The sequence below is a fragment of the Promicromonospora kroppenstedtii DSM 19349 genome (genome assembly GCF_000515355.1).
GTDB lineage: Bacteria > Actinomycetota > Actinomycetes > Actinomycetales > Cellulomonadaceae > Promicromonospora > Promicromonospora kroppenstedtii.
In genome coordinates this window covers 184439-186158 of sequence record NZ_KI911686.1, presented here as the reverse complement: position 1 = coordinate 186158, position 1720 = coordinate 184439, and the positions used below count along the sequence as shown (strand labels likewise).

The 1720-nt window shown below is 73.7% G+C and carries 3 protein-coding genes; 2 read left to right on the top strand and 1 reads right to left on the bottom strand.

The window, feature by feature from the left end:
* Positions 1-211 precede the first annotated feature (211 nt).
* Positions 212-1081: a 1,4-dihydroxy-2-naphthoate polyprenyltransferase gene (locus tag PROKR_RS15485; protein WP_036964515.1), complete on the top strand. Its 870-nt coding sequence runs from the start codon at positions 212-214 to the stop codon at positions 1079-1081.
* A 67-nt stretch (positions 1082-1148) separates the two neighbouring features.
* Here PROKR_RS15485 and PROKR_RS15480 read toward each other — a convergent pair whose 3' ends face one another.
* The gene (locus PROKR_RS15480; protein WP_036964514.1) at positions 1149-1430 is read right to left on the bottom strand and encodes a DUF4229 domain-containing protein; all 282 of its coding nucleotides are present in this window, start codon (positions 1428-1430) and stop codon (positions 1149-1151) included.
* Positions 1431-1550: 120 nt separating this feature from the next.
* Between PROKR_RS15480 and PROKR_RS31620 the strand changes: the two genes are divergently transcribed.
* On the top strand, positions 1551-1720 hold a 170-nt coding region (locus PROKR_RS31620; protein WP_342665878.1), incomplete at its 3' end, for a PLDc N-terminal domain-containing protein.

The window sequence follows — 1720 nt, the reverse complement described above, 5'->3', positions numbered from 1 at the left end:
GCACCCGCCGCGCCCCGGCGGGTCTACCTCGCCGCGGCTCTGCCGGCCCGCGGCCCGGGCAAGGTGGACCGCCGGGCGGTACGCGACGCCGTCGTGCGGGCGGGGCGGGAACCCGTGCGACCATGACTTCGTTCCTCCGCCAGGACCCCGCGCAGGCCCGGTCCTGGTGTCTCGAGAACCCAGGCACACCCCACGAACGAAGGACGCACTGATGGCCACTGCCGCCGAGTGGATCTCCGGGGCCCGGCCCCGCACGCTGCCGGCGGCGGCGGCACCGGTCATGGTCGGTACGGGCGCGGCCGCGCAGGTCGACTCCTCCGCGGCGCTGCCCGCGCTGCTGGCGCTCGGCGTCGCCCTCGCACTGCAGGTCGGCGTCAACTTCGCCAACGACTACTCGGACGGCGTGCGCGGCACCGACCTGGACCGCGTGGGCCCCATGCGGCTGACCGCATCGGGCGCCGCGGCGCCCCGTGCGGTCAAGACCGCCGCCTTCGTCGCGTTCGGCGTCGCCGCGGTCCTGGGCCTGGTCCTGTGCGCGGTCTCGGGGCACTGGTGGCTGCTCGCCGTCGGCGCGGTGAGCGTGGTCGCCGCCTGGTACTACACGGGCGGCAGGACGCCGTACGGGTACCGAGGCCTGGGGGAGATCGCGGTGTTCGTGTTCTTCGGCCTCGTGGCGGTGCTCGGCACCACCTACACGCAGGCCGACACCATCACCTGGCCGGCGGTGCTCGGTGCGGTGGGCGTGGGCCTGATCGCCTGCGCGCTGCTCATGGTCAACAACCTGCGCGACATCCCCACCGACGTGCTCGCCGGCAAGCGCACGCTGGCCGTGCGGCTGGGCGACTACCGCGCGCGCCGCGTGTACATCGCGATGATCTGGGTGCCGGTGCTGCTCGGCGCGGTGTGCGCGTTCTGGGCGCCGTGGTCCCTCGTGGTCCTGCTGCTGCTCGGCCCGGCGGCGCTGCTGTCGATCCCGATCCTCGCCGGGGCGCGCGGCAAGCTGCTCGTCCCGGTCCTGGCCGGCACGGGCCTGTACGAGCTGGGCTACGGCCTGCTGCTCTGGTTCGGCCTGTCGCTCTGAGACCCCGTGACCGCGACGGACGCCCCGATCACCAGAGGGACCTGAGCGTCCGACACGTGCGCGGGGTTCAGTCCGCGCGGAGCTTCTCGTCGACCTGCGCGTCCTCGTGGGCGGCGTCGGCGTCGACCTTCGGGGTGGCGGCGCGCTGCGCGGCGCGGCGCTCGGCCCGGTCGGCCATCCACCGCGTCGCGGCGTCCCGCGGCCTGCCCAGGGTCAGGTACGACACGGCCAGCGCGACCACGACGGCGACCACCGGGAGCAGCCAGCCCCGCAGGCCGACCAGGTACAGCACGCCGAGTGCCGCGGCTACGAGCGCGATGCGGAGCAGGGAGTAGGTCACGAGGGGCACCCACCCATGGTAGGCCGGGCAGGGGTCACAACGGCACGACGGCGGCCTCTCCGGCGACATCGGGGCGAACGTCACGTCAGAGGCTGCCCTGCCCGCGCCAACCCACCGTAGGCTGGGGGTATGCCTCGCGTACTCCTGATCTTGGTGATCGTCGGACTCATGGCCTACGCCCTGACCGATGTCTGGGGCGCGGACGAGGACGAACGTGCAGGTCTGCCCCGTTGGCTCTGGGTACTCCTCATCGTCCTCCTGCCGCTGCTCGGCGCGATCTCGTGGATCGTGGTGCGGGT